Here is a 25,715-nt window from a genome sequence, read left to right on the forward strand (position 1 = left end):
TGCCTTGACGAGGAGGGGAGGGGCTCCCTACGTTCGGTCTCAACATTCAGTGGTTCCCCCGGTTCTCCCCTACGAGGTCTGCCATGGCGGTCGAGAAGGTTTCGGATCAGAGTTTTGAACAGGACGTGCTGAAGTCCGGCGCGCCCGTCATCGTGGACTTCTGGGCCGAATGGTGCGGTCCTTGCCGCATGGTGGCCCCCATCCTCGAGGAAGTGTCCGGCGAGATGGGCGAGAAGATCCGCATCGTGAAGCTGAACGTGGATGAGAATCCCGCCACCGCTTCCAAGTACGGCATCATGTCCATCCCCACCCTGCTGTTGTTCAAGGACGGCAAGATCGCCTCCCGCCAGGTGGGCGCCGCCCCCAAGGCGAAGCTGGTGCAGTGGATCAACGGCGCGATCTGATCGGGTCCCGCTTTGAAAACCGGAGCCGCCGCTGCCTGCCGGCAACGGCGGCTTTGCCTTGTCCGGATGCCGTCAGAACTGCGCCACCGCACGGGCGAGGGATGATCGCCCGTCATCGAATGCGGAGGCCGGCCTTGCCCGCCACGGCCGGTCGAGGCACAGGCCCGCGTCGTTGAGCCGTGCCGCCTCGGCCCGCGCCTCGCCTTCGTTGGCATAACGGCGCGCCTCCCGGGGAAAGAAGGCGCCGCCCGGAATGACGAGGGTGGCACCGTCATCGGTGGTCATGCGGGTCTCGCTGCCATCGAAGAAGATCCAGCCGCATGGCGCCGCAGGCACCAGCCGCGCCACCACGTGGGATGGGGCGAAGCCGCGGGCCTGTGGCGCGGAACGCCGGCTGTGGAAGGGAAAGCCAAACATGGTCGCAAGTCCCTCTTCTGCCGCCTGGACCCCGCCTCGCAGGTCCTCGTGGGCTGTGAAGGGGAAATGCCGGCGCGCTGGAGACGTTCCTGGTCCGGCGATCGCCGCGGCTTACAAAAGGGTGATGGCCGGGCGCCGCAGGCCGCCAGTCCTCAATAGCTGACGGCGGCGAGATAGAGCCCGGCGGCCGGCGCCATGGGGCCGCAGCGGGTGCGGTCGGCGGCCTTCAGAGCGGCCTCCAGATCGTCCGCGCTCCAGCGGCCCTCGCCCACACGCATCAGCGAGCCCACCATGGACCGCACCTGATGGTGCAGGAAGGACCGCGCCGAGGTGACGATGCGGATCTCGTCGCCGGAGCGGAAGACGTCCAGTTGGTCCAGCGTCTTCAGCGGCGATGCGGCCTGGCACTCGGCGGCGCGGAAGGTGGAGAAATCGTGCTTGCCCAAAAGCCGCTGGGCGGCATCGTGCATGGCACCGGCATCGAGCTTCTGCGGGATGCGCCAGGCGCGGTCCCGGTCGAGGGCGAGGTCCGGCCGCCGGTTGACGATGCGGTAGAGGTAGTGCCGCTTGATGGCGGAGAAGCGGGCGTCGAACGTGTCCGGCACTTCCTCCGCGTGGAGGACAGCGATCGGGTGGGGGCGCAGCTGGGCGGTCATCGCGTCCCGCACCGTATCGCACCGCCAGTGCCGCGACAGGTCCACATGGGCCACCTGGCCGGTGGCATGAACACCGGCATCGGTGCGCCCGGCCCCGGCCACCAGCACGTCCTCGCCGCAGAAGCGCCGGAATGCCTGCGCCAGCGCGCCCTGCACGGTCTCCCGGTCGGCCTGGATCTGCCAGCCGGCATAGGAGGTGCCATCATATTCGATGGTGAGCTTGTAGCGGGGCATGAGGCTGAAGCGGCTCAGGCGAGCCGGGTGCCTGGCGGAACGGCGTTTCCATTGAGAAAGCTCGACGCCCCCGCCGGCTGCTTGCCGGCCTTCTGCAATTCCACCAGCCGCACCGCGCCGGTGCCGCAGGCGATGGTGAGGCGGTCGTCCAGCACCTCGCCGGGGACGCCCGCGCCGTCCGCCAAGGTTGAGCGCAGCACCTTCACACGGATCTCGTCCGGCCCCAGCGGGAACCAGGCGCCGGGGAAGGGCGCGAGCCCGCGGATGCGATCATGCACCACCTGCGCCGGCTGCGACCAGTCGATGCGGGTCTCCGTCTTCTCGATCTTGGCCGCATAGGCGACGCCCGCCTCCGGCTGGGGGGTGAAGGCGAGGCCGCCGCGCTCCAGCGCCGCCAGAGCGCGCGCCATCAGGTCGGCCCCCAGCACCATCATGCGGTCGTGGAGGTCGCCCGCGGTCATGTCGGGACCGATGGGGATGCGCTCCACGAGGCCCACGGGGCCGGTGTCGAGGCCTTCCTCCATCTGCATCACGCAAACGCCCGTCGCCTCGTCCCCGGCCATGATGGCGCGCTGGATCGGCGCCGCGCCGCGCCAGCGGGGCAGCAGCGAGCCGTGCAAATTGAGGCAGCCGAGCCGCGGCGCGGCAAGGATCGCCGGCGGCAGGATGAGGCCATAGGCCACCACCACGGCGACGTCCGCGTCATGGACGGCAAATTCGGCCGCCGCCTCGGCGCTGCGCAGGCTTTTCGGGGTCAGCACCTTGAGGCCGAAGCGCTCGGCCACCTGGTGGACCGGGGAGGGGGTGAGGTCGAGCCCGCGCCGGCCGGCCGGAGCGGGCGCGCGAGTATAGACCGCCACCACCTCATGCCCGCGGCCGACGATCTCGGAAAGGGTCGGCACGGCGAAATCCGGCGTCCCCATGAAGACGATGCGCATGCTGCCTGATCCGGGCCGGTCCGGCCTGCCGAAGTCCGGTCAGGTCCGCGCGGCGGTTGAGCGAAACGACCCGGATGCCAGGGGGCATCAACGGGGAGGGCGTGGCGGGGTCCGGGCGTCAGACCTCGTCCTTGTGCCGCGCCTGCTTGGTGAACTTCTTGATCACCCGGTCGCGCTTCAGCTTGGAGATGTGGTCGATGAAGAGCACGCCGTTCAGGTGGTCGATCTCGTGCTGCACGCAGGTGGCGAACAGCCCGTCCGCCGCCACTTCGCGCACCTGCCCCTCGATGTCCTGGAAGCGCACGGTGACCCGCGCCGGCCGTTCCACCTCCTCGTAATATTCGGGGATGGAGAGGCAGCCCTCGCTGTAGACCGAGGTTTCCTCGGACGCCGCGATGATCTCGGGGTTGATGAGGGCGATGGGCTTCTTCGCCTCGCCCTCGCGGGCGACATCAATGGTGACGACGCGCTTCTGCACGCCCACCTGGATCGCGGCCAGGCCGATGCCCGGCGCGTCGTACATGGTGTCGAACATGTCCTCCACGAGCTTGCGGATCTCGCCGTCGATTTTCTCGACCGATGCCGAGAGGGTGCGGAGCTTGGGCTCGGGGATGATGAGGATGGGTCGCGTCGCCATTCCCGCGAGATAAGCGAAGCTGCGGATTTGGTCAATATGTTCGCTGTTTGTTCGGACGAAGAATCGCGGTAGAAGGTGTCATGCAGGAGGCGCTGTTCAGCCTGGCGGGCCATGCCGTCACCCTGGCCGAGGCCGCAGCCCTCGGCGCGGGGCTGCTTGCGCTTGTTGTGTTTCTGGCCTTCGTCTCCAGTGTGCGCCAGTCGCGGGCGCGGGCCACCGCAGCCGCCGAGGAGGCGCTCCGGCGCGACGAAATGGATCGCCGGCTGCGCGAGCTCGTCCGTGTCCAGGCGGAAACCGCGGGCCGGGTGCAGAGCATGACGGAAGTGCTCGCCCACCGGCAGAGCGAGCTTGCCCGCGCGGTGGCGGACCGGCTCGACGCCACTTCCCACCGCATCGGCGAGACGCTGTCCACCACCGCCCGCGCCACCCATGAGAGCCTGACCCGCATCGCCGAGCGCCTCGTGATGGTGGAGCAGGCGGAGCGCAGCCTCACCGACCTCTCCGCCCAGGTGGTCGCGCTCAAGGAGACCCTGGCCAACAAGCAGGCGCGGGGTGCCTTCGGACAGGCGCGCATGGAGGCCATCGTGGCGGACGGCCTGCCGCGCGGCAGCTTCGCCTTTCAGCACACCCTTTCCAACGGCAGGCGGCCGGACTGCGCCATCTTCCTGCCCGGCGACCCGCGCCCGCTGCTGGTGGATTCCAAATTCCCGCTGGAGGCGGTCACCGCCTTCCGCGAGGCGCCCTCGGCCGACATCCGCAAGGCGGCGGGGCAGAGGCTGCGCAACGACCTCCTGAAGCACGTCTATGATGTGGCCGAGCGTTATTTCGTGCCGGGCGAGACCCAGGACGTGGCCCTCATCTTCGTACCCTCCGAATCGGTCTACGCGGAGATTTCCGAGCATTTCGACGGCGTGGTGCAGGAGGCCTACCGCCTGCGCGTGGTGCTGGTCTCGCCGTCTTTGCTCATGCTGGCGGTGCAGGTGGTGCAGGCCATCGCCAAGGATGCTCGCATGCGCGAGGCGGCGGACCGGGTGCGCGCCGAAGTGGCGGCGCTGGTGACCGACGTGACCCGGTTGCGCGAGCGGGTGGGCGAGCTCGCCAGGCATTTCGCGCAGGTGGGCGACGATGTGGGCCGGGTCATGGTCTCCGCCGACAAGATCGCCCGCCGGGGCCTGCGCCTGGAGCAGCTGGATTTCGAGACCCCCCTGAACGAGCCGGAAGGGGAGAAGGTCTCGCCGCTCAAGTGACGCCGCCAGCCTCGTCAGCTCCGTCTGCGGCCGATGGGGCCGGGGTGGCATGTGTGCCCCCGCTGCGGTTTCGCCGCTCCCGCCGCAAGGGCTGTCGCGACGCGGGGACCGCAAGGCGGGAAAGGGTGAAGCACCATCTTGCGCGGGGGGCCGGTCGGCCCGATCCTACAAGGCCGTGACGATTCGCGTGCCGGTTGCGGCGTGCCTCACCGAGTTTAGGAAAACATGCCCGAATTGCCCGAGGTGGAGACCGTCCGCCGCGGTCTCATGCCCGTCCTGCAGGGTGCCGTGATCGAAAGCGCCGAGGCCCGCCGGCCGGACCTGCGCTGGCCCCTGCCTGAGAACTTCGCCGAACGCCTCGCCGGACGCCGGGTCGAGGCCATCGGGCGCCGCGCCAAATACCTCCTCGCCGACCTGGATGGCGGGGAGGTGATGATCCTGCATCTCGGCATGTCGGGGTCCATCCGCATCGAGGGCGCGCCGGTGAAGGGCCGGCCCGGTCGCTTCCATCATCCGCGCGCGGCCGGCGGCCCGCACGATCACGTGGTGCTGCACCTGGCCGGCGGCGCCACCGTGACCTTCAACGATCCCAGGCGCTTCGGGGCGATCCTGATCGTGCCCTACGACCAGATCATGTCCCATCCGCTGCTGGCGGGCCTGGGGCCGGAGCCCCTGGGCAACGGCTTCAATGCGGAGTATCTCGCCCGCGCCTGCGCCCGCCGCCACACCTCGCTCAAGGCGGCGCTGCTGGACCAGAAGCTGGTGGCCGGGCTCGGCAACATCTATGTCTGCGAGGCGCTGTTCCGAGCCGGCCTGTCGCCGCGCCGCCTCGCCCACACCATTGCCACCACCGAGGGCGCCCCCACGCTCAGGGCGGAGCGGCTCGTCACCGCCATCCGCGACGTGCTGCGCGAGGCGATCCATGCCGGCGGCTCCTCCCTGCGCGACCACCGCCAGGTGAATGGCGAGCTCGGCTATTTCCAGCACACCTTCAAGGTCTATGACCGCGAGGGCCAGCCCTGCCAGACGCTGCGCTGCAAGGACACCATCAGGCGCATCGTGCAGAACGGGCGCTCCACCTTCTATTGCCCCACCTGCCAAAGGTAGCTTGCCAAAGGGTGCCTGCCAAAGGCGGGGCAGGCCTGCACGGGGACTGTGCGGCATTGCCTCTTCGCCTTCATCCCACGACGCGATAGAGCACGGTGACCGCGGGCTCTGCGTCGGCGGGAGGAGGTGCCGGTGTCACGCCGGACGACGAGGAGGAATGGGATGGCATACGAGACGATCCTGGTGGAGCAGCACGACCGCGTGGGGCTCATCCGGCTGAACCGCCCCAAGGCGCTCAACGCGCTCAACGGCCAGCTCATCGGCGAGCTGAACGCGGCGCTCGACGCGTTCGAGCAGGATCGGGGCATCGGCTGCGTCGTGCTGACCGGGTCGGAGAAGGCGTTTGCGGCCGGCGCCGACATCAAGGAGATGCAGGCCTTCACCTATCCGGCGACCTATCTCGACGATTTCATCACCTCATGGGAGCGCCTGTCCCGCGCCCGCAAGCCGGTGATCGCGGCGGTGGCGGGCTTTGCGCTGGGCGGCGGCTGCGAGCTTGCCATGATGTGCGACTTCATCCTTGCCGCCGACACGGCGAAGTTCGGCCAGCCCGAGATCAAGCTGGGCGTGATGCCCGGCGCCGGCGGTACCCAGCGCCTCACCCGGTTCGTGGGCAAGTCGAAGGCCATGGAGATGTGCCTCACCGGCCGCCTCATGGACGCCGCCGAGGCCGAGCGCGTGGGCCTCGTCTCCCGCGTGGTGCCGGCCGCCGAACTGGTGGACGAGGCAATGAAGGTGGCGGCGGCCATTGCCGGCATGTCGGCCACCGTGGCGATGCAGACCAAGGAGAGCGTGAACCGCTCCTACGAGACCACGCTGGCCGAGGGCATCCGCTTCGAGCGGCGGGTGTTCCAGGCCCAGTTCGCGCTCGCCGACCAGAAGGAAGGCATGTCCGCCTTCATCGAGAAGCGCCCGGCGAAGTTCGAGCATTGACGATTTGGGCGGGGGCGATGCCGGCTGCGCGGCGCCGTGGTTGCCGCCCGGCTGCCGGCAGGCCCGGGCTATGGCTGGTGGCGTGACACTTGTTCCATTGCCTCGCCCGGGCCGGGAGAGGTTCCACGGTGGATCCCCCTGTGTTCGCCGCGCCCACGGGCGCGGTCGATCGCAGGGGGGCAGGCTCCAGGTGGGTTCCGCTGTCACGGCTGAGCTTGTTCACAGCTTTCGATCACATGGTGTGCAGGTGTTATTGACACGTCCCACGCACCCCCTTATGTGAAGCGCTCCTGACGGCCCCGGGCCGTCCGGGGCCCAGGTGGCGGAATTGGTAGACGCGCTGGTTTCAGGTACCAGTGGTGAAAGCCGTGGAGGTTCGAGTCCTCTCCTGGGCACCAACAACTTCTGAAAGCATGCCAGCTCAAGAAGTTCAGCCTTATCAGAGTGTTGCGCTAGCCCGACTGTGCTACAAGGGTGCGCAACGATGCTCTTCAGGCTGGTTCGTCCCGTGAGACGAAAAGGCGCGCGCAATCATCAGTTCGTCCGGCGAATTCCAACCGATGTCCGTGATCGGGCGGTGGGTACGACGCTGCACGTTCTGGTGGGGTCACAGACCATCGCCCTCACCATTTCGGAGAAGGCTGCGAGTGTCCGCGTATCGCTGCGAACCGATGACCCTGCCGAGGTCAAGCGCCGGACGGCGGAGATTGACGCCTATCTCGATACGGTCTGGAAGGCGCTGCGTGTCTCGGCGCCTGTTTCCCTGACGCACAAGCAGGCCACCGCTCTGGCTGGCGAACCCTATTGCTCCTGGGCGGACTCGGATCGCGGCTGGAGCCTTGCAGTCGAGCATGTCGAAGGCAGGGGAATGGTGATCGCCGAGGACTGGTGGGAGGACGAGGAGACCGCGGTGTGGGGGAGCGCTGGCCGGCAGATTCGCAAAGCACATGATGCCGAGAAACTGGAGGCGGTCCTCGGATCTGTTGCTGACCGCTTCTTGCGAGCCAAGAGGATCGCCCTCCTTGAGCCGCACGGGAATTTCCTTCGCGGTGGCGACAGGGTGGCGACAATGCCATCCATCGGCCGGCCTAGCGCCAGGGGCTCGCTAGAAAGTCGTTTTTGATTTCAATGCGTTGAAATGGTGCCGGATGAGGGGATCGACCCCCCGACCTTCGGTTTGCAAAGCCGATGGGAGGCTCCGTTGCGACCACAAGCAGGCGGATTGCGCTGGAAGCGGCCCGCGTCACGCGTCACGCGTCAAACGCCAGGACAGGCAGGGCCAGATGCTGTTCACCTCGCCCGGGCGAAGGGACCGGCGCCAGCCTGAAGCCAACACTGCGGATGGTCTCGACCCGGGTCGCCGAGCGAAGGACGCCGAGCTTTCGGCGCACATAGCCCATGTAGACATCGACGGAGTTCATTGATACCGGCTCATCCCACACATAGGTGAGGATGTTTTCTCGGCTAAGGGGTTTCCCGGCATTGCGCATCAGGAATTCGAGCAGGTGGAATTCGCGCAAGGTGAGCTCAACCTGCTGCTGGCCGGACCTCGCCTCGCGCGTCTGCCGGTCGAGGACGAGGTCCCCGACCGACAGGCATGCCTCCGAGGCTCCGGCGGGCGCCAGGCGGCGGCGCAGCAGAGCCCGCAAGCGGGCGAGCAGCTCTTCGAGTGCGAACGGCTTGACGAGATAGTCGTCGGCTCCCGCATCGAGACCGCGCACACGCTGGCCCACGTCGGCGCATGACGAGAGGAGCAGCATCCCCGGTGCCTCGCCGGACCGGACCAGAGCGCGGCAAATGTCGAGCCCGTCCATGTCCGGCAGCCGGGCATCGAGAACCATGAGGCCGTAGCCCCCTGCGAGTGCCGCCTCCTGGCCCTCGCGTCCTCGGATCTTCCAGTCGACGCAATATCCGGCGCTGCCGAGGCTCTTGGAAAGGACGCTGCCGTGATCGGCGTCACCGTCGATGAGCAGAAGTTTCACGGGCGGCATTGCGAGTCCTTTCCGGCTTCCTCTTGTCGAACGGATCGGCTCCGCTGGTCGTGTCCATGGCCCGTGGCCGAGCATCGCCGAGAGCGACGACGGGAGCGGGGCCGGAACAGCGCTGGGATGCCTTGGCGTATCCTCCGTACGGCTGGCGAGCATATCCGCGGCACCGGGCGCGGAATATTTCACCTTCGGGCAATGGCAGTCGCCGTGACGGGGATAGGGAAACCCGGACGACCTTTCACTTCCCTAAAGGGTAATGGCCATCGCCGGCGTGATTGCTGAATGTCAAGACAGTCGAAATCGGGAGCGTCAGCGGACGCAATTCGCCCGTTTCGATTTTGAACAGCACAGAATGCGGCGGGATCAAGAAGGCGAGAGCCTCAAAATCGCCCGCCATGCGTGAAGGGGGGAAGTCGATGCAAGGAACGATTTTGAAGGCCACGGCCGTGGGCACCCTGATGCTGCTTGCGGGTGCCGGAATGGCCCATGCGGGCTCGGTGACCCAGCCCGGCGAAACGGTGGGCCTCGCCACCGGTGCGCCGCTGCCGGAGGGCCTCTATTTCGTGAACACAGCCGACTGGGGCTGCCGCAACACCTCGCCTGATACCACCTGCGTGGGCGTGGACATCCCCGTGCTGGCCTGGGCCTCGCCCGTGTTCCTGTTCGGCGGGCGGCTCCAGTTGCTCGCCGCCGTGCCGGTGGTGGAAGTGGGCGTCGAGAATGCCGACTACATCTCGGGCTTCTACAATCCCTGGTTCGCCGCCCAGCTCGCCTGGAACCTCGGCAACGGCTTCGGCTTCAGCTACCTGGCGGGCTTCTACCTCGGGGTGGACACGGGGGTCGCCTTCGATTCCACCTCGTTCAACCAGCGCTTCGCCCTGAGCTACACGGCGGACGGCTGGAACCTCACCGCCAACGCCATCTGGGGCATCCAGGCCGCCGGCGACACCAACACCATCAATCCCGACTTCCTGAACGTGGACCTCACCGCCACCAAGAAGATCGGCAAGTTCGAGATCGGTCCGGTCGCCTATTACTCGACGGACCTCAATTCGCCGGTGCCGCTCTATAGGAAGCAGAGCCAGTTCGCGGTGGGCGGCCTCGTCGGCTACGATTTCGGCCCGGTGATTGCGCAGGCCTACCTCACCACGGATGTCTACGAGGAGAATTACGGCGGCACCGACACGCGCGGCTGGTTCCGCCTCATCGTGCCGCTGTGGAATCCCCCGCCGGCTCAGACGGCCCTGCTTCACAAGTGAAGCACGGTAGCTGAGGTTCCCCCGTGTGCAGGTGAGCATGACCCGACCGGCCTCCCGCGGGGCCGATCGGGGTCATCGCCGATTTCCGGCGCCGGCTCACAACATCATCTTGTGGTGGCGGCGGTCAGACGCTAGCCTCAAAAAAAACAGTCCCAGGGAAGAGACATCGGAGGGCACGCCGTTGTTGCGGCCACTCGACCATGCCGTTTCGGCCGCGAACAGCGGTATCGTGACCGTGATATGCACCGAGGCAGACGCCGAAGACTTCGTCCGAACGGTGAGACAAGCTGCAGCCGGCGGGAGTTTTGCGGCGCTCCTGGTTTTTTTCTCGCCTGCCTTCGATGCGGCGCCGCTCGCCCACTCGCTGCTCAGGGAGGTTCCGGTCCCCGAGCAGCTCGGATGCTCGACGGCCGGCGAGATCGGGCCGTTCGGCCCCATGGACGGGGGCGCCGTGGCGCTCCTCTTTCCGGCCGATGCCTTTCACTGCGTTAGCGGCCTCGTGACCGAGATCTCCCGGCACGGCTTCGAGCGCGGCGCCGCCTGTGCATCAGCGCTCGTGGACCGGCTCGGCCGGCTTGCCGGCCGAGAGCTGGAAGGTTCCGCTTTCGCCCTCACGCTCATCGACGGCCTCTCCAACCGCGAGGAGGTGATGGTTTCCGCCTTCCATGCGGGTCTGCGCAACCTGCCCCATGTGGGGGGCTCGGCCGGCGACGGTCTCGCCTTCCGGGAAACCTGGATCATCCATAACGGCACGGCCCACCGGGATGCGGCGCTCCTTTGCCTCTTCTCCACCCAGGTGCCGTTCCGGATCTTCAAGTCCGACCATTATCAGCCGACCGACGTCCGCCTCGTCGTGACGGAATGCGACGCCGAGCATCGGATCGTCACCGAGATGAACGGCGCCACCGCGACCGTCGAATATGCCGAGATGGTCGGCCTCAATCCCGCGAGCCTGTCGCCCATGAGCTTCGCCTCCCATCCCCTCGTGGTGAAGATCGGAGACGACTATTTCTGCCGCTCCATCCGCCGGGTGGAAGACAAGGGGCTGTCCTTCTTCTGCGCCATAGACAAGGGCGTCGTGCTCACCCTCGCCCGTAGCTACGACATGGCCGACAGCGTCGACCGGACCCTGGGCAGGCTCGATGCCGAGCTCGGGGGCTTGGACATCGTGCTCGGCTTCGAGTGCGTGCTGCGCCGCGTGGAGGCGGAGAGCCGGCAACTCACCCTGCGTGTCGCCGACCGCTATCGCCATTACAATGTGGTCGGCTTCCACACTTACGGCGAACAGTACAACGCGATGCATATCAACCAGACCTTCACCGGCATCGCCTTCGGCCAGCCGGAGGCCGCAGTGCCCGGTGGCGGAGTTGGAACGTGAGCGACATCATCCTTGGCACATGCGGTCCGATCGCGGGGCCCCACCCGGCAGGGCAGCCCCTCACGCGCGCCGAGCGCATCGAGAAGGTAAATGCGGTCCTTATCGAGCGCGCCGAACGCATCATGGAAAACCAGGCGAGCGCCTACTCGCTGTTCCAGACCGCGATCATCCTGCAGGAGCAGGTCCATAAGCGCACGGAAGAGTTGCTCGCCGCCAAGTTCCGGCTTGAGAAAAGCAACAGGGACATGCTTGAGGCGAAGGAGGCCGCGGAAGTGGCCAACCGCTCGAAGAGCACATTCCTCGCGGCCGCGGGCCACGATCTGCTGCAGCCGCTGAATGCCGCGCGCCTGCTCGTGTCCCTGCTGGCCGAGCATTCGCTCGCGCCCGGCGGCCTGAAGCTGGTGGAGCAGGTGGACCGCGCCCTCTCGTCCATCGAGGATCTGATCAAGAGCGTCCTCGACATCTCCAAGCTCGACGCAGGCGTCATGGTGCCGAACATGGACGTGGTGTCCATACGCGAGATTCTGGCGGCGGTGGCCGGCGAGTTCGCGCCGGTTGCCTTCCAGAAAGGGCTGCGGCTGTCCGTCAAGTCACCGGATGTGATCGTCCGGAGCGATCCGATGCTGCTCAAGCGCATCCTGTCGAACCTCGCATCCAATGCCGTCCGCTATACCGCATCCGGCGGCGTTCTCCTCGGTGCGAGGCAGCGGGGCGAGCAACTCAGGATTGACGTGGTCGACACGGGGATCGGCATCCCGCCGGACCAGAACGAAGCCATATTCAGGGAATTCCATCGCGGACCCGCCGTCTGCGGCGACGCCGCCTTTGGGAGCGGCCTCGGCCTCGGCCTCGCCATCGTCCGCCGCATGACGGACGCGCTCGGGCACACGCTCGCGTTTCGCTCGGTGGAAGGCCGTGGCTCCATTTTCTCCCTGAGCGTGCCGATCGCCACCCGGGAAGGCACGGTGGTCGATGTGGCGCGGCTCGCCGCTCCAAGCGCATATCGCCTCAGGGGCGCGCACATCATGCTCGTGGAGAACGACCGGCCGGTCGTGGAGGCGATGTCGGCGCTGATGGAACGCTGGCACTGCAGCATGCGCTTCGCCCGCGACGTGGCCTCCAGCGTGGCGCTCGCAAGCGACCAGCATTTCGCGCCGGACCTTCTCGTCGTGGATTACCATCTCGACAACGGATTGTGCGGGCTCGACGTGGTCGATGCGGTGCGTGCCGCAACCGGGCGGCTGGTCCCGACCATCATCACCACCGCTGACCATTCGCCCGAGGTCGAGGCGCGGGTGGGGGCCCGCGGCTTTCCGCTCCTGCGCAAGCCCCTGAAGCCGGCGGAACTGCGCGCGCTGATCACGCACTGCCTGTCGTGATGCGACCTGGCAGGGACGGATCTGGCAGGGACGGATCTGGCAGGGGCGGGTGACGCGCCCGGCCTTGCCACGATCCTCGATGGTTCGTGAAGCGCGCCGTCCTGCCTCAGGGGCTGAAGCGCGGCGGAAGGGTCTCGGACAGTGCTTCGAAATCGATTTTCGCAGTTTCGATGACGACCTGCGTGCGGCTGTAGACGCCGAGCTTGCGCAGGATTTCGGAAACGTGCGCCTTCACCGTCCGTTCGCAGACGTCGAGCTCGTGGGCGATCTGCTTGTTGAGAAGGCCCAGGCGCAGCATCTGCAGAACGCGCAACTGCTGGGGTGTCAGGGCGGCCAGCCGCGCCAGGAGGTCGTCGCAGGCGTCCCCCGAGAGGGCCGGCCGCGCGCCGCCGAGGCATTGCGGCAGGTGGACGGCGCCAGCCATGACCTCGGTGATGGCGCTGGCGATTTCCGCCTTGGTGGAGGATTTGGGCACGTATCCCGCCGCCCCGTAGGATAGCGCCTGCTGAACGATGCGCGTGTCCTCGAAGCTGGACACGATCACCACGGGCAGTTCGGGAAAACGGGCCCGGACCTCGAGCAGCCCCTCGAAGCCCTCGGTGCCCGGAATGGTGAGGTCGAGCAGGACAAGATCGAAGGCGAGCTCAGTGGCATTGATCATCGCCACCGCATCGGCGATGGAGGTGGCCTCCCGGATTTCGGACCCCGGACACGCAACATTGACGGCGCTGTGCAGCGCCTCGCGAAACAGCGGGTGGTCATCGACAATCAGGACCCGGCTCACCTCGGCCACGCTCCCACTCCCTTCCAGCAGGCCGCCGGAGCGCGGACGTTTCCCCCGTCCCGCTCCGGCGGCCCTTCGGGGTCGGACCGGTCCGGTCCGACCCATTCTCTCAACCGAACACCTTCCGGCCAATCGAGGCGGCCTCGGCCGGAGGCCGGCCGGGGCCGCCCGTCCGGTCATTTTCCGGCGACCTGCTTCGGCAGGCGGAACGCCCAGAAGGAGCCACCCTGGCTGATATTCTTCACCAGCTTGGCGACCTCTCCGCCCCACAGGGGCACCGCGCCGCCCCACCCCACGGTGACGCCCACGAACTGCTCGCCGTCCTGCACCCAGGTGACGGGGGAGCCGACGATACCGGAGCCTGTCTGGAACTTCCACAGTTCCTGTCCGGTCGCAGCGTCGAACGCCTTGAGGTAGCCTTCCGGCGTGCCGGTGAACACGAGCCCGCCGGCGGTGGTGAGCACCCCGCCCCAGAGCGGCGCGCTGTTCTTGTACTCCCACTTGACCTCGCCAGTGGCGGGATCAATCGCCTTGAGCGAGCCGATATGGTCATCGAAGATCGGCTTGATCGTGAAGCCGGCGCCGAGATAGGCCGCGCCCTTCTTGTAGGCGACCGGCTCGTTCCAGATGTCCATGCCCCATTCGTTGGACGGCACGTAGAACAGCTTGGTGTCCGGCGAATAGGCCATCGGCATCCAGTTCTTCCCGCCGAGGAACGAGGGCACGGCGAACACCGACTTGCCCTTCTTGCCTTCCGCCGCCTCGGTGGGATCGCCGGGCCGGTTGTCGTCGATGTAGATCGGCCTCCCCTTGGCGTCGATGCCTTTCGCCCAGGTGATGTTCTTCACGAACGGCGAGGCCGAAAGGAAGGCACCATTGGTGCGGTCGAGCACGTAGAAGAAGCCGTTGCGGTCAGCGGTTGCGCCGGCCTTGATGGTCTTTCCACCTTTCTCAAGGGTGAAGGGGATGAATTCGTTCACCCCGTCGAAGTCCCAGCCGTCGTGGGGCGTGGTCTGGAACCCCCACCTGATCTCGCCGTTCTCCGGGTCGATCGCGAGACGGGACGCCGTCCACTTGTTGTCGCCGGGCCGCAGGTGCGAGTTCCAGGGCGCGGGATTGCCGGTGCCGAAATAGATGAGCTTGGTGTCGGGATCGTAGGTGCCGCCAAGCCAGGTGGCCCCGCCGCCATTCTTCCACATGTCGCCCGGCCAGCTCTCGTTGAGCTTGCCGGTCATGGTGGACGGCTTGCCTTCGAGCGTGCCGGTGAAGCCTTCGATCACGGGGCGCGACCAGACGAGCTCGCCGGTCTCGGGATTGCGCGCGTCGACCCGTCCGACGATTCCGAATTCGCCGCCCGACACGCCCGTGACGATGAGCGGCCCGTACTTCTCCGAGGGGACGATGAGCGGCGCCGCGGTGCTGGAATAGCCTGCCTGGTAGTCTTCCAGCGTCTTGTTCCAGATCACCTTGCCCGTCTTCTTGTCGAGGGCAATCAGGTGGGCATCGAGGGTTCCGAAGAACACCTTGTTGCCGAGGATGGCGGCGCCGCGGTTGATGACGTCGCAGCAGGGCAGGATGCCTTCCGGCAGGCGGGCACCATACTCCCATTTCTTCTCGCCGGTCCGCGCATCGACGGCATAGATGCGGCTGTAGGAGCCGGTGACGTAGATGATGCCGTCGTGGACCAGAGGCTGGCTTTCCTGGCCGCGCTGCTTCTCGCCGCCGAACGAGAAGGACCAGGCAGGCGTGAGCTGCTTGATGTTCGACGCGTTGAGGACCTTCAGCGGGCTGTAGCGCTGGCCCTGGGGGCCGAGGCCGTAGGTCACGACGTCGCCGGTGGTGGCCTGATCGTTCATCAGGTCATTGATGGTGGGCCCCTCGGCCTTCGCCGCACTGGTGGCCAGCACCGCAGCGATGCACGCTCCCGCCGTCGACATCAGAAATCGCTTCAACCCCATGCTTTCCTCCCTCGTCCGGGCTGTGCTGCCCGTTGGTTGGTTCTGTTGATGCGCGAGGCGGACGTACGCCCTACGTCACTGTTCCCCGGCAACGGGGAGCGCGGTGACTCCGTAGGGGGAGCAGATCGCATCGAGGCGGCCGCTCGCCCGCAGATCGCCGAGCGCCGCGCCGAGGGCATCGGCGAGGTCGCGGCTGTCCGCGCGCACCGCGATGCCGACCGTCCAGGATCGCTTTGCCAATCCCGGCATGGCGGGCAGGGCAAGAGCGGTATGTCGGGGCGTGCGGCGAACGACCCATTCGAGCTGCGCACGCGGCGCCATGAGCGCCGGCGCAGCGCCGGTGGTGAATGCCTCCTCGGCGTCGGCGAAGCGTCGTCCGCGCACCACCGAATTGCGCAACTGGCCGTGGAACGCGCTGGTGAGGAAGAAATCGGAGATGGTGTCGTTCTCCACGGCGATCTTCGTGGCGCCGAAGCGGGCGAGACTGCCCACCTCCGGCACCACCGCCGTGTCGTGGAGCACCGCGAGCTCCTCCCGGAAATAGGCGCAGCACAGGAAGGCGTCGTCATTCCTCGCCGCGAGCGCGTGGTCGAGCGGGACGTGCATCATCACGTCCGCGACCTTCCGCTCCACGATGTCGCCGCGCCAGACATTGACCCTGAGATCGTCGTCCAGATTCTCGCCGCCCTCGCGGACCATGAAGGACACGCGCACCCCCAGGGCGTCCGCGAGGGCGCGGGCCGCATCCACGTCGATGCCCACGAGCCTGCCGTCCTGTTCGAAGGAATACGGCGGGAAATCCGCATAGACGGCCACCTTCAGCTCGCCGGACGCCTTCACCGCGGCGAGGGGCCGGGCCGCGGCCGGCTGCATCCACGCGACGGTCGCGATCAGGACGGCGAGGATCAGGCGGGTCACGGGCATCTTCATCCTCCTCGCCGCTATTCCGGGCGGGTCTCGACATAGGAGCGGATGGCCCACATGGCTTCCTGGCTGAGCACCCCTTCAAACGGGGGCATCTTGTAGGCGCCGTCCTGGCTGTAGCCGTGGCGGATGCGGTTGATGAACCACTTGTCTCCGTCGATGCCGGTCTCCAGATAGCGCAGGTCCGGCGCGATGCCGCCCGAGATCACCTCGAGGCCGTGGCAGCGGGCGCAGTTCTGGCTGTAGCCGGAGGTGCCGATCTTGATCGCGAGCTGGTATTGATCGCCGCCCGACAGGCGATAGGGGTTTTCCTCCCGCCATCCATCGCCCAGTTTGTCGAGGCCCGTCGTGTCGACTGGCTGAGGCGCCACGTCGCCGTGCCCGTAGACTGCCGTGATGACGCCGACGGCAGAAAGAAGCGCAAGCGTAACTGTGGCGTACCGAAGTCGCATTACTTTCCTCCCGGAAGATTTTATGCCGCTGGTGGGGGCATCTGTTGCAGAAGACGCTACCAAAACGCCGGCGCCTTCCAATTGCCCTTTGGTACACACACCGGCGCCTGCCGGCGGGCGGCATGCCGCGGAGCTGAAGCCCGGCCCGCGCCGTCCTTCCGGACGGCGGCGGACGGCTTATGCCGACGGGTTTTGTCTTTGACCGATGCCGGGAGGGCTCCGCTCGGGCGCTGCGCGCTCACCCCGCGCCGTTGGCCTGCCGCAGCGAGGAGGGGGTGCGCCCGAAGGTCCGGCGGAACAGCCGGTTGAACGTGGCGATGTCGTTGAAGCCGGCCTCGAAGGCGATGTCGGAGACCTTCTTGCCGGCATTGGCGGGATCGGCGAGGGCGCTGCGGGCGAGCTGGAGGCGCGACCAGGTGAGGTGTTCCTTCAGCGTGGTGCCGTGCTGCTGGAACAGCTTCTGCAGCGTGCGCACATTGATTCTGTGGCGCTGCGCCACCTGCGAGACGCCGAAATCGTGCCGGCTGCAATTGGCGGCGATGTCGAGCAGGATTTCCTGGTAGAGCGCGTCGCGCGCATCGCGGGCATCGGGGCTGCGCGCGCTTGCGTTGCCGCCGGGTCCGGCGGCGAAGGCCAGCAGGCCGAGCAGGCCGCTTTCGCAGAACAGGGCCAAGGCTGGAGGCAGCGGGCGACCGAGGAGGCTTCGGGCGTGCGCGACCAGGATGTCGAGGGCGGGATCGGGGCCGGTCGTCACGCCGAACGGAGCCGCCTTGAGCGCATCGGCGAGCTTCAGCATCTGCCGCGGGATGAGGACGAGGGTGACCTCGCCCGCCCCATGGTGCAGCTCGCCCTCCCGCGCGATGACGCAGAGGAAGGCCTGGCCGGCCTCAACATCGGCGGGCTGCATGTCATCGACACGGACCGAGGCAGATTCGGAGCATTTGCCGATGAAGATCCCCGGTTCCGCTGCACAGGTGACATGGACCGTGCCCGGGAGGCCGGTCTTTCCGCCAATGATCGCAAGTGTATGCAGTGTCGCGGTTTCGAAAGGCGGGACCTTGTCTACGTCAGGCTGTTCGCCTTCAGCGTCCGCGTCGCCGGGAGCACGGTCAATTCTTGAAGGCGGAGGCGAGATCGTCTGCGCCGCACGAGTTGCAATACTTACGCTAAACGCGTCTCCCGCTTTGGTTGTGTTGTTCATCGCCAGACGGCTGCTCCCCATGCCGCAGCGAAGAACAATCCAAACAGAGTGTAAAAGCAAATAGATGTATTATTATACCGCCATTTAACTTGCGTCAGTCAGGCTTACCCAAGGTATCGGGGACCCGCGTGGAGCGGGAAATTTGGATTAGTTAGTTGTATTTATTTATATTTTTGCGTCTCGTGCAAAACTGCAACACACTGCGCGAATGTGAAGAAGTTCGCATTTTGAGTAGCAAAGATTCGTTGGTTGCGGAGCGGCGATTGCGCATGCTGGATAAGTTCGCTCAAGTTGCATGGTGCGCTCGCCGTACCTGCATCCAAGGATCGCGTGTCATCCGCGATCGAAGCAATGGATTTTGCGGCCGGGTCAGGGCATCGGCCGATTACTGGGGGTTCAGATGGTCAATAAGGGCGGCACCATCCATTCGGGCGTGAACGGGGAAATCTCCCTGCGCCAGCGGCGCACGCGCGCCCTTCTCCTCAGCACGGCACTGGTTCCGGCGCTCGCCATGGGCGCGCTCCTCGTGCCGACCGCGGCCGAGGCGGCTTGCAACAACGCCTTCAGCCTGGGCAACGCCACGCTGAATTGTAACTCGGCTAACCCGGTTGGTGTCACCGGCACTGCTGGCAACAATCTCACGGTGAATCTCACCAACGGCGCCAACGTTGGTGGCTTCGGCATCATCGGCACAGCCGGAAACGACATCACGGTCAATACCTCCGGAACGACCATCGCTGCTGGGTTGGTGAGCGGCATGTCGTACGACGCCGGTGGCGACATCACGATCACGAATTTCTCGAGCACGACCTCGGGTGGTGTGAGTGGCCTCGTCCTCACCGCCGGCGATGAAATCAACCTCAGCGGCTTCCAGGGCAACGCAACCGGCCTGGTGGGCAACGGCATCATCGCGACGGCCGGCGGTGACATCACCGCGAACAATTTCACGGCGGCGTCTTCCGGTTCCGCCCCCCACATCTTCGGCGGGATCAACGGCGTCCGGCTCGACAGCGACCTCGGCAACATCAGCGTCCAGAACTTCGCCACCTCGGCGCAGGGTGGCGTGAACGGCATCTATGCCACCACGGCGGTCGGCAACATCAACCTGTCCGGCTTCTCCGGCTCGTCCGACGGTGTGCTGTTCGATGGCATCCAGGCGCAGACGAAGAGCGGCAATATCGTCGCCAACAACTTTGCCAGCACCGCCCTGGTCACCGGTGGCGTGAACGGCCTTGACCTCTCGGCCACCGTCGTCGGCAACATCACGGTCAACAATTTCGCCGGCACCGCTCAGGGCACGCTGGGTGCGGGCATTCTTGCCCAGACCGCCCAGGGCGACATCAACGTCAACACCTTCTCCGGCACCGCGCAGGGCGGCCTTGCCGGCCTCGCCCTCACCACCGACAACGGCGACATCAACGTCATCGGCTTCTCCGGCACCGCGCAGGGCACGGCGCCGCTGGTGAGTTCCGGCCTCTTCGGCTCCGCCGACGAGAAGATCAACGTCTCCACCACTGGCAACGCCAGCATTTCCGGCGGCCTTGCCGGCATCAACCTGCTCCAGCGCGGGGAGGACGTGAACGTCACCCTCGGCGGCGCGACGCAGGCGACCGGCGGCCCCCTCGGCTTTGGCGTCCTCATCAACAGCCAGTATCAAGCCACCGGCAACGTGGATGTGAACACCGCCGGCGGTACCACCGTCTCCGGCGGCTTGGCGGGCATCGCGATCAATAGGACCAGCATCGGCGGCGATGTGACGGTCAACACCAACGGGATTGTCACCGGCACTTCCGGCCTGGGAGTAGGTATCGGCGTCAACACCGTCATCGACCAGACCACCACCACCAGCATCACCTCCTCCGGGACCACGACCGGTGGTCTGGGCGGCATCGCGGCCTCCACCGAAAGCGTCTTCGGCAACGCCACCAGCACCATCGACACCTACGGTCAGGTGAGCGGCGGTGCGGGCGTCGCCATCACCGGCCTCGCGACGGCGCAGGGCGGTGGCAAGAATGCCACCAGCACGGTCGAGCAGCACGGCATCATCAACAATTCGGCCGCGGGCATCCTGGCCTCCGCCACCGCCGGCAACATCGCGACCACCGACGTGCTGGTGGACAACACCATCGACGTCACCGGCTTCGGCGTGATGGCGCTGGCATCCGGCAAGACCGGCTCGGTGACGGTGGAAACCACCACCGACGGCGCGATCACCGCCGGCGGCGCCGGCATCATCGCCGGAGCGATCGGCGACGACTTCAAGGTGGACGTGACCACCAACGCCGCCATCACGGCCGGCACCCAGGGCATCATCGCCGGCCTTGTCGGCGACAACGGCACCGTGACGGTGACCAATAACGCCGCGATCACGTCCGGCGGCTCGGGCATCATCGCCTTCAACACCGGTGGCGACACCACGGTGAACGTCGAGGAGAAGATTTCCGCCGGCGGCCTGTTCGGCGCCGCCGCCTTCGCCGGCGGCACCGGCAACGCCACCCTCAACGTGAATGCCGAGATCGACCCGCCGGTCATCGGCGGCGCCGCGGTGACCTTTGGTTCCGGCCTCGCCCAGGCCAATGTGAACGCCAATGTCCAGGCCTTCGGCATCGGCATCCTGGCCGGCAATGTCGGCACCGGCGCGGTGGACGTGAACATCAATGCCGGCGGGACCATCCAGTCCGCTGGCATCGGCGTCTCCACCTTCAAGATCGGCGACGGCGCGACCACCATCGACGTGGATGCGGCTATCGGCGGCTACCCTGGCGGCGCCACTGGCGGCGACGGCATCTTCGCCCTCGGCATCGGCAACGCGCCCATCACCATCACCACCACCGCCAACGGCACCATCAATGCCGGCGACGACGGCATCTCGGTGGCCCATTTCGGCCACGGCGATATCGGCATCACCACCAATGCCGCCATCACCGCGGGTGACGAGGGCATCCAGGTGCTCAGCGCCTCGCTGTCCCCCAGCTCGGTGACGGTGACCAACAACGCCGCCATCGACGCTCAGGACAACGGCATCTTCATCCTGAAGGGCGGCGATGGCGACGTGGCGGTGAACGCCAACGCCAACATCACGTCCGCCTTCGGCAACGGCATCGAGGCCAACGCCCTCTTCGGCGCCGGCAATGTGACGGTGATCCAGAAGGATGCCACCACCATCGCCGCGCACGACATCGGCATCATCGCCTCCAAGTCGTTCGGTGACGGCAATGTTGTGGTGACCACCGGCGAGGGCAGCGCCATCAATGCCGGCCTCGGCGGCATCGTGGCCCTGAAGTTCTTCGGCGACAGCGCCACCGCGGGCGGCGACGCCGTGACGGTGACGACCGGCAAGAACAGCTCGATCCTGACCTCCGGCGTCGGCATCGTCGCCGGGCAGTCGTTCGGTGACGGCAACGTGGTCGTCACCACCGGCGAAGGCTCGACCATCGGCTCGAACCCCTTCGTCGACCCCTCGGCGCCGGTCTTCGCGGGCATCGTTGCCGGCAAGGCCTTCGGTGAAGGCAACCTGACGACCACCACCGGCCTCAACAGCATCATCTTTGCCGCGACCAACGGCATCACCTCGGCCCATCTCTTCGGCACCGGCGACAACAGCGTCACCACCGGCGAGAACTCGGCCATCCTGGCCGGGAATGACGGCATCTACGCGACGTCGCTGTTCACCAAGGGGGCGACCAACGTCACCACCGGCACCAACAGCCTGGTTCAGGCCCTTGACGACGGCATCGTCGCGCACAAGTTCGGCGGCGAGGGCGACCTGACCGTCACGGTGGGTGCGTCGAGCGCGGTGGTTGCCGGCGACGACGGCATCCGGGTGTCCAACCGCTCCTTCGGGGCCGGCGACATCTACGTGAACGTCCTCGGCGGCACGGAGCTGGTGCCGACCGTGATCTCCGCGGAAGACGACGCCATCCACGCCCACGGGTGGGATAACGTCAACATCACCACCGGCTCCTATGTCCAGATCATCGGCGACTCGAACGAGGGTGGAGCCGGCAACGCCATCCGCATCTCCGACGCCGACATCGCCACGATCAGCATCGGCTCCAACAACGTTGTGTCCGGCTCGGGCCAGTCCTGGTCCGATGCGGTGATCTCGGTGCGCAGCGATGACGCGACCTCCATCACGGTGGGCGCCGACTCGCTGGTGAGCTCCTGGGCCTTCGCCAACCCCGTCCACAACGACCTCGTGACCGCCGCCAGCGACATCGTGATCGATACGGACGGCGGTGCCACCACCATCGACAATTACGGCACCATCGTCGGCCGGGTCGGCCTGACCCATAATGACGACGTGTTCAACAACTTCAGCTCCAACACCTGGGTCACCGTCGGCAACAACTACTTCGGTGGCGGCTTCGACACGGTGAACAACCCCGGCCGGGTTGTCACCGCGCTCCAGGGGGATGTGGCGGAGTACACCTCCTTCTACAGCCTCGAGACCTTCAACAACGGCGACGCCGCCTATCTCGGCGCCGGCCTGCTCGACCTGCGCGACGAGGTGCCCGGCCAGATCGCCTGGAACGGCCAGCGCGACGTGACCTATGTGAGCGGTGTGTTCAACGGTGTCGGCAACAGCAAGGTGGGCCTCGACTCCTACCTCGGCTCCGCCGGCTCCACCTCGGACATCCTGCAGGTGGGCGGCCTGGACGTGACCGGCGCGGCGATTGCCGGTCTTGTCACCCCCGGCCAGACGGCCCTGGTGATCAACGACGTGAACGCCGGCCCCGGTGCCCTCAACCTCGCGGGCATCAAGGTGGTGGACGTGGTCGATCCGGCCGGCGTCACCTACGGCAAGTACACCGCCGACCAGCCGGCCAGCTTCGTGATCTCCTCCGAATCGGCCAATTACAGCGCCAAGTTCGGCGGCGTGATCGACAAGGGCCTGTTCTTTTACGATCTGGTGGTCATCGGCAACGACCAGTACCTGATCGGCCTGCCCGACCAGGAAGTGTTCGAACTGCCGTCGCTCGTCACCGGCGCCCAGGCCATCTGGCACGAGACCACCGGTGTGTGGCTCGACCGCCAGGCCGACCTGCGCACCTACCTGCAGGGCACCACCACGACCCTCGTGACCAAGGAAGGCGTGAAGACCGTCACCGGTGCGCCGGCCTCCGTCACGCCCGGCGTCTGGGGCAAGGTCATCGGCAGCTGGGGGTCGCGTGACGCCTCCAGCAGCTTCCAGGCCTACGGTGCCAATTACGGCTTCGACACCGGCTACAACCAGAACATCTACGGGTTCATGGCCGGCGCAGACTTCGGCAAGGAAGGCGTGACCAACCCGAACGATGCCTTCGTGTTCGGCATCCTCGGCGGCTACGTGGCCTCCGACCTCTCGTTCGACTCTTCGGCCACCTCGGCGGATTACTCGGGCGGCACGGTCGGTGTCTACGCGACCTACATCAACGCCAATTGGTACCTCGACGCTCTGTTCAAGGCTGACTTCCTGTCCATGGACTACAATGCCCCCACCCTCGTCGGGGCGGGCTATTTCGGGCAGTCCACGGATGCGACCAACCTCGGCTTCGTGGTGGATACCGGCTATCGCTTCTACAAGTGGGGCGCGACCGGCTTCGTTGATGGTCTGGCCACGGTCAGCTACGTGAACACCGACATCAACGACCTCGCCCTCGTGCCCGGTACGGTGGTGGACTTCGGAAACAACGACAGCCTGCGGGCCAGCATCGGCGCGCGGGTGGGTGGACAGGCCTACGACGCCGCGACCTACCGGGTCGAAGCCAGCCTCACCGGTCGCCTGTGGTACGAGTTCCTCGGCGACAATGCGGTCACGGTCTTCAATCCGGGCGTGCCCTTCACCACCGTCGACAATTTCGACGGCCTGTTCGGCGAGGTGGGCGTCGGCCTGAACGTCTTCTCGAAGGACAGCGGCTGGAACGGCTTCACCAATGCCGACATCAAGTTCGGCGACAGCTATGTCGCCGGCAGCGCGAAGGGTGGCGTTCGCTACCAGTGGTGAGATAGCCCGGTCGGGTTGAAATGAGGCGGCGTGCTCCGGCACGCCGCCTTTCCCAACTGAACGGCAGCATGCCGGTGGGTTTCCTCCCCGGCCGCCCCAGCCCCCGCGGCCCGATTGCGAGATGTCGGAGACGTCCGTGACCACTTCCAAGTCATATTCCCCCAAGTCGTATTCCCTTCGTATCGGCGCCCTCCTCGGTGCCGGCGCCGCTGTGATCCTGGCGGCCACCTGGCTGGTGGCCATGACGGCGGCCGAGGCGCAGCAGCAACAGCGGCAGGCGCAGCCGGCGGCCCCCGCCGCGCCTGCCGGGCCGGTGAAGACCGAGACCACCCGCTTCGACAACTGGATACTGACCTGCCAGGAATTGCCACCGGCGGCGGGAGCCAAGATCGCCAAGAAGACCTGCTGGGCCACCATGCGGGTCAGCGACAACAAGACCAACCGCGTCGTGATGGTCATCAAGCTCGGTCGTGATGCCAAGGAGGTCCCGACCATCGCGGTGACCACCCCGACAGGCGTGCTGGTGCGCGAAGGCGTCGACATCGCCATCGGCCAGAATGTGCGGCGGCTCGCCTTCCAGACCTGCGGCCAAGCCGAATGCGAAGCCTCGATCGCCTACGATCAGGCCTTCGCCAACGACCTTGCCGCGGCCAAGGAAGCGACCGTGAGCTTCCATCTGGCGGACGGGCGGCAGGTGAACGTGAAGCTGGCCCTCGCCGGCATCGACAAGGTGCTGGCCGGCCTGAAGAAGGTCTGACCGGGTCGGCTCGGGCCGACACCGTCGAGCGGTTCCGAAGCCGGATGCCGGAGAGGCATCCGGCTTTTTCTTTTCCCGCCGCGCACCCGGTTGCAGCCCACGAGCGGCACGGGCCCGGTCTGATCGCAGGGCACATCGCCCCTGCCGCGATGCCGCGCCAGCTTTCAGTCTTCCCCCTGAAGGCCGACGATCCGCCCCCGCCAGATCCGGGCATGTCCTCACCCGGTCGATCCGGGCCCGCCTGCGCGGTTGTTCGAGGCCGAGCTGACGGAGGAAGCCCTGCTCCAGCGTGATGGCGGCACCCGCCGCGCCGAGGCGGACCCGCTCGTCATCCTCGGCGTCAAGGTCGAGGCCGGCACCAAGGCGCGGGCCGCGTGATGCTTCAGGTTGCTTCCGCTGTCAGTGGCAAGCCGTCGATGGCGGCGGTCGAGCACGGCATCACCGGGCGCGCTTTGACGACTCAGCGCGGAAGGAAGATGGAGACGGTTTCCCCTGTCCCGCATCCCGGAAGAACCGAACCGTCCTCGGTGGTGCCCACGATTCCGAATCCGGGGTGCCGCTGACGCTGCGGCCTGGCACCGTTTCGCGGTTCGGTTCCTACGCGCGCGGCCCACAGACAAGGGGCCAAGGGCTGATGTCACCCATGTGGCCATAGCTCACGCCCGCATCCCCGCCGAGCCACGGAAATGACAACCGATGGACTTCCACGATTTCGCCAAGCGCAACGGAATGCAGATCACGAGTGTCAAGCAGGTGTTTCGCGGTCCCGATGGACGGTGCTACGAGCGGCTTGCGGACGGCTCCCGCGTTCCGCTCTCCGCAACCCTCATCTGGCTCAGGTACGTGTCCACACTGCCTAGGCGGTGTGGACGGATTTCGCCGTGTTGAGTCGGAGGGGGATTCCCTTCTTGTCCTTTCGGTGATTCATAGCGGGTCGGCTTTTGGCGAGGTCGACCATGCTGACGCGGATGACGGACGAGGATTGGGCGGTGGCTCTGGAGGTGTTCCGCGCTTGCCGGTCGCGACGGGGCGACAAGGGGCGCGATGACCGCAAGTTCCTCGAAGCCATGCACTAT

General features: G+C 66.7%; 22 protein-coding genes and 1 tRNA gene. 12 read left to right on the forward strand and 11 right to left on the reverse strand.

Going from position 1 to position 25,715, the window contains the following annotated elements:
- Window positions 1–83: 83 nt before the first annotated feature.
- Entirely contained in the window at window positions 84–404 is a 321-nt protein-coding gene (gene trxA, locus K9U40_RS07915) for a thioredoxin (protein WP_282889671.1), read from the forward strand.
- A 72-nt stretch (window positions 405–476) separates the two neighbouring features.
- Here trxA and K9U40_RS07920 read toward each other — a convergent pair whose 3' ends face one another.
- The 4 genes from K9U40_RS07920 to def all read right to left on the reverse strand — a co-directional run bounded on the left by K9U40_RS07920 (window position 477) and on the right by def (window position 3,286).
- Window positions 477–821 (reverse strand): hypothetical protein, encoded by a 345-nt coding sequence (locus K9U40_RS07920; RefSeq protein WP_282889672.1) that lies wholly within the window; start codon window positions 819–821, stop codon window positions 477–479.
- Between the two features lie 152 nt (window positions 822–973).
- A complete protein-coding gene (truA, locus tag K9U40_RS07925) occupies window positions 974–1,711 on the reverse strand; it encodes a tRNA pseudouridine(38-40) synthase TruA (RefSeq protein ID WP_282889673.1) in 738 nt (245 codons plus the stop codon).
- Window positions 1,712–1,725: 14 nt separating this feature from the next.
- Window positions 1,726–2,649, reverse strand: a complete 924-nt coding sequence (gene fmt, locus K9U40_RS07930; RefSeq protein ID WP_282889674.1) for a methionyl-tRNA formyltransferase — start codon at window positions 2,647–2,649, stop codon at window positions 1,726–1,728.
- Between the two features lie 118 nt (window positions 2,650–2,767).
- Window positions 2,768–3,286: a peptide deformylase gene (gene def / locus K9U40_RS07935; protein ID WP_282889675.1), complete on the reverse strand. Its 519-nt coding sequence runs from the start codon at window positions 3,284–3,286 to the stop codon at window positions 2,768–2,770.
- A gap of 80 nt (window positions 3,287–3,366) precedes the next feature.
- Here def and K9U40_RS07940 point away from each other — a divergent pair, with 80 nt between their 5' ends.
- From K9U40_RS07940 to K9U40_RS07960, 5 genes are all read left to right on the forward strand, one after another.
- Window positions 3,367–4,533, forward strand: coding sequence for a DNA recombination protein RmuC (locus K9U40_RS07940; RefSeq protein WP_282889676.1), 1,167 nt, complete (start codon window positions 3,367–3,369; stop codon window positions 4,531–4,533).
- A 225-nt stretch (window positions 4,534–4,758) separates the two neighbouring features.
- Window positions 4,759–5,640, forward strand: a complete 882-nt coding sequence (gene mutM, locus K9U40_RS07945; RefSeq protein WP_282889677.1) for a bifunctional DNA-formamidopyrimidine glycosylase/DNA-(apurinic or apyrimidinic site) lyase — start codon at window positions 4,759–4,761, stop codon at window positions 5,638–5,640.
- Between the two features lie 162 nt (window positions 5,641–5,802).
- Complete coding sequence (locus K9U40_RS07950; protein ID WP_282889678.1) at window positions 5,803–6,573, forward strand: enoyl-CoA hydratase; 771 nt, start codon at window positions 5,803–5,805, stop codon at window positions 6,571–6,573.
- A 313-nt stretch (window positions 6,574–6,886) separates the two neighbouring features.
- Window positions 6,887–6,971, forward strand: a tRNA-Leu gene (locus tag K9U40_RS07955).
- A gap of 86 nt (window positions 6,972–7,057) precedes the next feature.
- Window positions 7,058–7,696 carry a DUF6538 domain-containing protein gene (locus K9U40_RS07960; RefSeq protein WP_282889679.1) on the forward strand — a complete coding sequence of 213 codons (639 nt, stop codon included), beginning with the start codon at window positions 7,058–7,060 and terminating at the stop codon, window positions 7,694–7,696.
- Window positions 7,697–7,823: 127 nt separating this feature from the next.
- On the opposite strand, the gene K9U40_RS07965 is transcribed toward K9U40_RS07960, so the two are convergent.
- Both K9U40_RS07965 and K9U40_RS07970 read right to left on the reverse strand, forming a co-directional pair.
- Entirely contained in the window at window positions 7,824–8,555 is a 732-nt protein-coding gene (locus tag K9U40_RS07965) for a response regulator transcription factor (protein WP_282889680.1), read from the reverse strand.
- Window positions 8,556–8,799: 244 nt separating this feature from the next.
- Window positions 8,800–9,003, reverse strand: a complete 204-nt coding sequence (locus K9U40_RS07970; protein ID WP_282889681.1) for a hypothetical protein — start codon at window positions 9,001–9,003, stop codon at window positions 8,800–8,802.
- Between K9U40_RS07970 and K9U40_RS07975 the strand changes: the two genes are divergently transcribed.
- From K9U40_RS07975 to K9U40_RS07985, 3 genes are all read left to right on the forward strand, one after another.
- A complete protein-coding gene (locus tag K9U40_RS07975) occupies window positions 8,993–9,820 on the forward strand; it encodes a transporter (protein WP_282889682.1) in 828 nt (275 codons plus the stop codon). The two genes, K9U40_RS07970 and K9U40_RS07975, sit on opposite strands and share 11 nt — an antisense overlap.
- A 277-nt stretch (window positions 9,821–10,097) precedes the next feature.
- A complete protein-coding gene (locus K9U40_RS07980) occupies window positions 10,098–11,198 on the forward strand; it encodes an FIST N-terminal domain-containing protein (RefSeq protein ID WP_282889683.1) in 1,101 nt (366 codons plus the stop codon).
- Complete coding sequence (locus tag K9U40_RS07985; protein ID WP_282889684.1) at window positions 11,195–12,577, forward strand: ATP-binding response regulator; 1,383 nt, start codon at window positions 11,195–11,197, stop codon at window positions 12,575–12,577. The genes K9U40_RS07980 and K9U40_RS07985 overlap by 4 nt, the downstream gene beginning before the upstream one ends.
- Window positions 12,578–12,683: 106 nt before the next feature.
- Here the strand turns inward: K9U40_RS07985 and K9U40_RS07990 are convergent, their stop codons facing one another.
- The 5 genes from K9U40_RS07990 to K9U40_RS08010 all read right to left on the reverse strand — a co-directional run bounded on the left by K9U40_RS07990 (window position 12,684) and on the right by K9U40_RS08010 (window position 17,602).
- Window positions 12,684–13,370 carry a response regulator transcription factor gene (locus K9U40_RS07990; RefSeq protein WP_282889685.1) on the reverse strand — a complete coding sequence of 229 codons (687 nt, stop codon included), beginning with the start codon at window positions 13,368–13,370 and terminating at the stop codon, window positions 12,684–12,686.
- 167 nt (window positions 13,371–13,537) lie between these two features.
- A complete protein-coding gene (locus tag K9U40_RS07995) occupies window positions 13,538–15,298 on the reverse strand; it encodes a PQQ-dependent methanol/ethanol family dehydrogenase (protein ID WP_414114810.1) in 1,761 nt (586 codons plus the stop codon).
- 96 nt (window positions 15,299–15,394) lie between these two features.
- Window positions 15,395–16,243: a substrate-binding periplasmic protein gene (locus K9U40_RS08000; protein ID WP_282889687.1), complete on the reverse strand. Its 849-nt coding sequence runs from the start codon at window positions 16,241–16,243 to the stop codon at window positions 15,395–15,397.
- A 17-nt stretch (window positions 16,244–16,260) separates the two neighbouring features.
- Complete coding sequence (gene pedF / locus K9U40_RS08005) at window positions 16,261–16,695, reverse strand: cytochrome c-550 PedF (RefSeq protein WP_282889688.1); 435 nt, start codon at window positions 16,693–16,695, stop codon at window positions 16,261–16,263.
- 238 nt (window positions 16,696–16,933) lie between these two features.
- Complete coding sequence (locus tag K9U40_RS08010; protein ID WP_282889689.1) at window positions 16,934–17,602, reverse strand: helix-turn-helix transcriptional regulator; 669 nt, start codon at window positions 17,600–17,602, stop codon at window positions 16,934–16,936.
- A 694-nt stretch (window positions 17,603–18,296) separates the two neighbouring features.
- Here K9U40_RS08010 and K9U40_RS08015 point away from each other — a divergent pair.
- The 3 genes from K9U40_RS08015 to K9U40_RS08025 all read left to right on the forward strand — a co-directional run bounded on the left by K9U40_RS08015 (window position 18,297) and on the right by K9U40_RS08025 (window position 25,017).
- Window positions 18,297–23,882: a beta strand repeat-containing protein gene (locus tag K9U40_RS08015; protein WP_282889690.1), complete on the forward strand. Its 5,586-nt coding sequence runs from the start codon at window positions 18,297–18,299 to the stop codon at window positions 23,880–23,882.
- Window positions 23,883–24,018: 136 nt separating this feature from the next.
- A complete protein-coding gene (locus K9U40_RS08020) occupies window positions 24,019–24,639 on the forward strand; it encodes an invasion associated locus B family protein (RefSeq protein ID WP_282889691.1) in 621 nt (206 codons plus the stop codon).
- Window positions 24,640–24,888: 249 nt separating this feature from the next.
- Entirely contained in the window at window positions 24,889–25,017 is a 129-nt protein-coding gene (locus tag K9U40_RS08025) for a hypothetical protein (protein ID WP_282889692.1), read from the forward strand.
- The last annotated feature ends 698 nt before the right edge of the window (window positions 25,018–25,715 follow it).

The organism is Xanthobacter autotrophicus (genome assembly GCF_030015065.1).
Classification (GTDB): Bacteria; Pseudomonadota; Alphaproteobacteria; order Rhizobiales; family Xanthobacteraceae; genus Xanthobacter; species Xanthobacter autotrophicus_D.

Excerpts from the sequence above, each read along its gene's own strand:
- K9U40_RS07940 (WP_282889676.1), top strand. The coding sequence starts at position 3,367 with ATGCAGGAGGCGCTGTTCAGCCTGGCGGGCCATGCCGTCACCCTGGCC.
- pedF (WP_282889688.1), bottom strand. The coding sequence starts at position 16,695 with ATGCGACTTCGGTACGCCACAGTTACGCTTGCGCTTCTTTCTGCCGTC.
- def (WP_282889675.1), bottom strand. The coding sequence starts at position 3,286 with ATGGCGACGCGACCCATCCTCATCATCCCCGAGCCCAAGCTCCGCACC.
- mutM (WP_282889677.1), top strand. The coding sequence starts at position 4,759 with ATGCCCGAATTGCCCGAGGTGGAGACCGTCCGCCGCGGTCTCATGCCC.
- K9U40_RS08010 (WP_282889689.1), bottom strand. The coding sequence starts at position 17,602 with ATGCAGCCCGCCGATGTTGAGGCCGGCCAGGCCTTCCTCTGCGTCATC.
- K9U40_RS07960 (WP_282889679.1), top strand. The coding sequence starts at position 7,058 with ATGCTCTTCAGGCTGGTTCGTCCCGTGAGACGAAAAGGCGCGCGCAAT.
- K9U40_RS07950 (WP_282889678.1), top strand. The coding sequence starts at position 5,803 with ATGGCATACGAGACGATCCTGGTGGAGCAGCACGACCGCGTGGGGCTC.
- K9U40_RS07995 (WP_414114810.1), bottom strand. The coding sequence starts at position 15,298 with ATGTCGACGGCGGGAGCGTGCATCGCTGCGGTGCTGGCCACCAGTGCG.
- fmt (WP_282889674.1), bottom strand. The coding sequence starts at position 2,649 with ATGCGCATCGTCTTCATGGGGACGCCGGATTTCGCCGTGCCGACCCTT.
- truA (WP_282889673.1), bottom strand. The coding sequence starts at position 1,711 with ATGCCCCGCTACAAGCTCACCATCGAATATGATGGCACCTCCTATGCC.
- K9U40_RS07920 (WP_282889672.1), bottom strand. The coding sequence starts at position 821 with ATGTTTGGCTTTCCCTTCCACAGCCGGCGTTCCGCGCCACAGGCCCGC.
- trxA (WP_282889671.1), top strand. The coding sequence starts at position 84 with ATGGCGGTCGAGAAGGTTTCGGATCAGAGTTTTGAACAGGACGTGCTG.
- K9U40_RS08015 (WP_282889690.1), top strand. The coding sequence starts at position 18,297 with ATGGTCAATAAGGGCGGCACCATCCATTCGGGCGTGAACGGGGAAATC.
- K9U40_RS08000 (WP_282889687.1), bottom strand. The coding sequence starts at position 16,243 with ATGCCCGTGACCCGCCTGATCCTCGCCGTCCTGATCGCGACCGTCGCG.